This is a genomic window from Actinomadura formosensis NBRC 14204 (assembly GCF_001552155.1).
Lineage (GTDB): Bacteria > Actinomycetota > Actinomycetes > Streptosporangiales > Streptosporangiaceae > Spirillospora > Spirillospora formosensis.
Genome location: NZ_BCQQ01000222.1, coordinates 1 through 5,405, shown reverse-complemented (window position 1 = coordinate 5,405; position 5,405 = coordinate 1). Strand labels below are relative to the sequence as shown.

The window sequence follows — 5,405 nt, the reverse complement described above, 5'->3', positions numbered from 1 at the left end:
GATGGCGCGGGTCGTGCGCCGGACGGCCGGGCGGTGGCGGATCGTGCTGGACTGGCGGACGTGCATGGGCCACGACACGGCGGTGCGGAACCTGGAGCGGCTGCGGGTCGCGCTGATACCGCTGGGCTGGCGGTGCGTGGGGCTCTACGACCGGCAGGAGTTCCGCTGCCCCGTCCCACTGCTGTGGGTCTACTGGGACAGCGCGGCCGAAAAGGTCTGGGCCGTGGTGACGCTCCGGGCCGTGCCCGGCGGGATGTGGGCCTACTTCGAGACCGGGGACGGACGCGGCGGCTTCGTGGCCCCCTGCGGAAACGCCAAGGGAGCGGCCACGGCACTGGACCTGATCCTGAAGCACCGGATGTCCCCCACCAGGCAATGGGGTCAGCCGTGATGAGCCGCCAGGCCGAGCAAGGCCAACCGGTGACCGAAGACACCACCGGTGGCGCCGAGTTCGTCCATCTGTGGCATGTCACCGGCGGCAAGGTCTCGTGGCTTCACCAGTACACCGACACGGCGCGGTGGCACGAGGTGCTGTGAGCGGTTTGTGAGCGGCGCACGGCAGCCTGCGCGGTATGAGTTACGCATTTCAAGCAAACGGCCTGGTCAAACGGTTCGGGAAGACGACCGCGCTGGCGGGGGTGGAGTTGGCCGCGCGGCCGGGCACCGTCCTCGGCGTCCTCGGTCCCAATGGCGCGGGGAAGACAACGGCCGTGCGGATTCTGGCGACGCTGCTGCGGCCGGACGCGGGCACGGCCGAGGTCTGCGGGCTGGACGTGGTCCGGGACGCGGCGAAGGTGCGGGAGCTGATCGGCCTCACCGGGCAGTACGCGTCCGTGGACGAGGACCTCACCGCGACCGAGAACCTCGTCCTCATCGGGCGGCTGCTCGACATGCGCAAGGCGGAGGCGCAGGCCCGCGCCGCCGAGCTGCTGGAGCGGTTCGAGCTCACCGACGACGCCGGGCGCCGCGTCTCGACCTACTCGGGCGGGATGCGGCGCCGCCTCGACCTCGCCGCCAGCATGATCGGGCGTCCCGCCGTGATCTACCTGGACGAGCCGACGACCGGCCTCGACCCCGGCCGGCGGGAGGAGGCGTGGCGGCTGATCCGGTCGATGACCGACGGCGGCGGGGCCGTCCTGCTGACCACGCAGTACCTGGAGGAGGCCGACGCCCTCGCCGACGAGATCACCGTCATCGACCATGGGACGGTCATCGCGTCCGGCACGCCCGCCGAGCTGAAGCGGATCGCGGGCGGGCAGACGATCAGCGTCCGCCCGCGTGATCCTGGGCGGCTCGCCGAGGTCGCCGTAATCCTGCACGCGGTGTCGGGACGCGAGGTCGAGTCGCGCCGGGACATGGTGTCGGTGCCGGTCGGCGGGGACGGGGACGGCGCGTTCACCGAGGCCGTCCGCCGCCTGGACGCCGCCGGCATCGGCGTCACCGAACTCTCGCTCCGGCTGCCCAGCCTGGACGAGGTGTTCTTCACCCTGACCGGCCGGCACACCGAGGAGGTGGCGGCATGAGCAGCGACGTCATCCTTGAATCCGGCATCGGCGTGCGCGGGGCGGAGCGGCCGAGGCGGCGCTACCGGCTCGTCCGGCACAGCCTGCTGCTCGCCGGGCGCAGCCTCACCAAGACGCGGCGCAGTCCTGGCGTGCTGAGCGACGCGCTGTTCATGCCGATCATCTTCCTGCTGCTGTTCGTGTACCTGTTCGGCGGCGCGGTGTCCGGCTCCACGCACGCGTATCTCCAGTACGTCTTCCCCGGTGTGCTGGTGATGACGATGCTGCTCGCCGGGATGCTGGCGACCGGGCTGAGCATCAACACCGACATCAAGAAGGGCGTCTTCGACCGGTTCCGGAGCCTGCCGATCGGACGTTCCGCGCCGCTCGTCGGGCTCGTCCTCGGCGACGTGATCCGCTACGTCGTTGCGGCCGTGGTGCTGTTCGCGACCGGCTACCTGATGGGCTTCCGCGTCCAGACCGATGTGCCGTCGGCGCTGGCCGCGGCCGGGCTGGCGACCGCGCTGGGCTTCGCGATGGGCTGGATCAACGTGCTCATCGGCGTCCTGATCAGGGAGGAGGTCGTCGTGCAGACGGTGGCGTTCCTCGGGATCTTCCCGCTGGCGTTCGGCACGAACATGGTCGTCCCGACGGACACGATGCCGGGCTGGCTCCAGGCGTGGGTGAAGGTCAACCCGGTCAGCGACGCGGTGGACGCCGCGCGAGGGCTGCTGGTCGGCGGTCCGGTGGCGCATCCGGCGGCGATGACGCTGCTGTGGTCGGCGGGGTTCCTCGCCGTCTTCGCGCCGCTCGCCGTGTCCGCCTACCGGCGCCGGAGCTGAGCGTCGAGCAGGGCGAACGCGCCGGGGACGTCCAGCCGCCGACCGCGGTCGTAGGCGGCCCGGAAGGCGCGTTCGCCCAGGTCCTTCCGGAGGCGGCGGGTGAGCCCGACGACGTCGGGGTTGAACGTGTCGGGCGCGCCGCGCAGGACGGACGCGGCACCGAGCGTCTCCGCGGCGCCCTCCGGGTCGGCCGCCGCGGCGCGGGCGATCGCGTAACCGGCGACGGCGGCGATCGGCATGTCGGGCGCGCCGGCGGCGAGCGTGAGCGCCTTCCGCAGATGCCGCCGTGCCGCGTCCGGGTCGTCCCGTTCCATGGCCAGATGCCCGTGCGCCGTCTCCAGCAGCGAGCGGAACTGCGGATGGGACGGGACGCGGTCGAGTTCCCGTCCGGCGGCGGCGTAGTGCTCGCGGGCCTCGCCCGCAGCACCGGCGTGACGTGCGAGATCACCGAGTGCGAGCCGGACGGGCACCAGGTGGCGGGCCGGGGTCGCGGCACCCGGCGCGATCATCGCGGACAGTTCGTCCCGCGCCCGCCCGACGTCACCGGACCGGGCCCGCGCCATGGCGAGCATCATCCGCTGCATGCCGGCGTTGTCGTCCTGCCCCAGCTCGCGCAGCAGCCCGATCGATTCCTCCAGCGCGGCGACGGCGCCGCCGAAGTCCCCGGTGACGGTCTGCGTCTCGGCCGCGAAGGTCAGCGCGAGCGCCAGCCCGGACCGCTCCCCGGCCGCGCGGAACCCGGCTTGGGCTGCGGCGATGTCCATGCGGGCCTGGCCCATCTCGCCCCGGTTGCCGTTGAGCATGGCGCGCACCAGATGCAATGTGGCGTTCGTCCACGGGTCGGGCTCGGGGAGGCGACGGTCAACGGCCGCGACACCACCGGCGGGGTCGTCGTTCAGCAGCGCGACCGCGGGCTCGATCAGCGCGGCCAGCGGATGCGCCGCCGCCCCCGGATACTCGCCGATCAGCGGGTCGTCACGCGCGTCGCCCCCGGACAGGACGGTGTTGAGCACGTAACCGCCCACCGCCGCCGCCTCCCCCGGGACCGGGGCCCGGCGGGGGACCTCCAGGGCGAGCCGCAGCCGCCGTGCCGCCTCGGCGTGATCACCCTGGATCATCCAGAAGACGGCCAGCGCGGCGGACATCCGGACGGCCGCCTCGGCGTCCCCCGTGTCCACGGCGTGGTGCAGCGCGGCGAGAAGGTTGTCGCGCTCCGCCGCCAGCAGAGAGATCCACCCCAGCTGTTCCGGGCCGCGCAGATACGGCTCCGCCCGTTCGGCCAGCTCCAGGAAGCATCGGGCGTGCGCGGCCCGCACCCGGCCGGTGTCCCCGGCGTCCGCCAGGCGTTCCCGCCCGTACTCGCGGATGGTCTCCAGCATGCGGAAACGAGGCTCGGGGCCGTCAATGGCCTGGAGCAGCGACCGGTCGACGAGCGAGTCCAGAACGTCCAGCGCGTCGGCGGAGCCCGTCACCCTCGCCGCGCTCTCCGGCGTGATCGTGCCGGGGAACACCGACAGCCGCTCGGCGAACCGGCGCTCGGCCTCCGCCAGCAGGTCCCAGCTCCACGCGACGACGGCCCGCAGCGTCCGATGCCGCGGCAGGGCGGTCCTGTTCCCGCCGGTCAGCAGCCGGAACCGGTCGTCCAGCCGGGCGGCGAGCTGCTCCGCCGACATCGACCGCAGCCGGGCGGCGGCCAGTTCGATCGCCAGCGGAAGCCCGTCCAGCCGCCGGCAGATCTCCCCGACCACCTCGCCGTCCACCGTGAACCCCGGCCGGACGGCCGCCGCCCGCTCGGCGAACAACCGCACCGACGCCGCCGCCCGCCCGTCCTGCCCCGGTTCGGGAAGGTCGAGCGGCGGCACCGGGCACAGCGCCTCACCGTCGACACCGAGCCGCTCCCGGCCGGTCGCCAGCACGCGCAGGCCGGGGCAGGTGCCGAGCAGCTCGTGGACGAGCCGGGCCGCCGCGTCCACGACGTGCTCGCAGTTGTCCAGGACGATCAGCGTCTCGTCGGCGGACAGCGCCTCCGCCAGCCGGTTCGCCCCGTCGCGGAGCCCGAGGACGTCCGCCACCGCGCGGGGCACGTCCTCGGGTTCACCGACCGCGGCCAGTTCGACGACCCAGACCCCGCCCGGAAACCGTTCGGCCAGATCCGCGGCGACCCGCGTCGCCAGCCGCGTCTTCCCCGCGCCTCCGGGGCCGACGAGCGTGACCAGCCGGCCGTCCCACAGCGCCCGCGCGATCCACGCGCACTCGCTCTCCCGGCCGACGAAGCTGGTCGGCGGCACCCGCAGATTCCCGCGCGCCCGTTCCCTGGGCGCGGCCCGCAGGACGGCCGTGTACGCCTCCCGCAGTTCCCGCCCGGGATCGGCGCCCAGCTCCTCCGCCAGCACACGCCTGAACCGCTCGAACGCCGCCAGCGCCTCGGCGGACCGTCCCCCCTTGTGCAGCGCCTCGACGAGCAGCGCGCGGGGCCGCTCCCGCAGCGGATGCAGAGCCGCCAGCTCCTCCAGCTCCGCGATCAGCCGCGCCGGTTCGGTCCCGGCGGCCAGCTCGGCGGCCACCCGGTCCTCGACCGCCGCGACCCGCAGCGCCTCCAGCCGCACGGCCGCCGCGTCCGCGAACGGCACCCCGGCCGCGTCCGCCAGGGCGTCCCCCCGCCACAGCCCGAGAGCCTCCCGCAACCGCGAGACCGCGGCCCCGGCGTCCCCGTCCCGCAGCGCCCCGCGCCCCTCCCCGGCCAGCCGCTCGAACTCCGGCGCGTCGACCGACTCGACGTCCAGGACGTAACCGCCGGGCACCGACCGCAGCCGCCCGTCCGGCAGGCACCGCCGCAACCGCGAAACGAGCGCCTGCAACGCGTGCACGCCGGGGCCGCCCTCCGGCCACAGCGCCTGGACGAGCGTCTCGGCGGTGACCGTCCGCCCCGGCTCCAGCGCCAGCCTGATCAGCAGCGCCCGCAGCCGGGCCCCGCGAACGGCGACATCATTCCCCTGGTCCGTGACCACCAGCGGCCCAAGGATCCCAACCCGCACCCCCCAACTCTCCCACCCCCACCCCG

Annotated in this window: 4 protein-coding genes; 3 read left to right on the top strand and 1 reads right to left on the bottom strand. The window is 74.2% G+C overall.

Annotated features, from left to right (window positions below; all coding sequences use genetic code 11):
* The 3 genes from AF1_RS31650 to AF1_RS31640 form a co-directional block, all read left to right on the top strand.
* A partial coding sequence (locus AF1_RS31650) for a hypothetical protein (RefSeq protein ID WP_067807826.1) occupies positions 1–391 on the top strand: 391 nt, incomplete at its 5' end.
* A 181-nt stretch (positions 392–572) separates the two neighbouring features.
* The gene (locus AF1_RS31645) at positions 573–1,523 is read left to right on the top strand and encodes an ATP-binding cassette domain-containing protein (protein WP_067807822.1); all 951 of its coding nucleotides are present in this window, start codon (positions 573–575) and stop codon (positions 1,521–1,523) included.
* Positions 1,520–2,344, top strand: coding sequence for an ABC transporter permease (locus AF1_RS31640; protein ID WP_084263517.1), 825 nt, complete (start codon positions 1,520–1,522; stop codon positions 2,342–2,344). Before AF1_RS31645 ends, AF1_RS31640 begins: the two co-directional genes overlap by 4 nt.
* Here AF1_RS31640 and AF1_RS31635 read toward each other — a convergent pair.
* A complete protein-coding gene (locus AF1_RS31635; protein ID WP_084263516.1) occupies positions 2,326–5,379 on the bottom strand; it encodes a BTAD domain-containing putative transcriptional regulator in 3,054 nt (1,017 codons plus the stop codon). The genes AF1_RS31640 and AF1_RS31635 overlap by 19 nt on opposite strands.
* Between the last annotated feature and the right edge of the window lie 26 nt (positions 5,380–5,405).

What these genes read in the sequence shown, in the direction of transcription:
- AF1_RS31645 (WP_067807822.1), top strand. Translation starts at nt 573, where the DNA reads ATGAGTTACGCATTTCAAGCAAACGGCCTGGTCAAACGGTTCGGGAAG.
- AF1_RS31640 (WP_084263517.1), top strand. Translation starts at nt 1,520, where the DNA reads ATGAGCAGCGACGTCATCCTTGAATCCGGCATCGGCGTGCGCGGGGCG.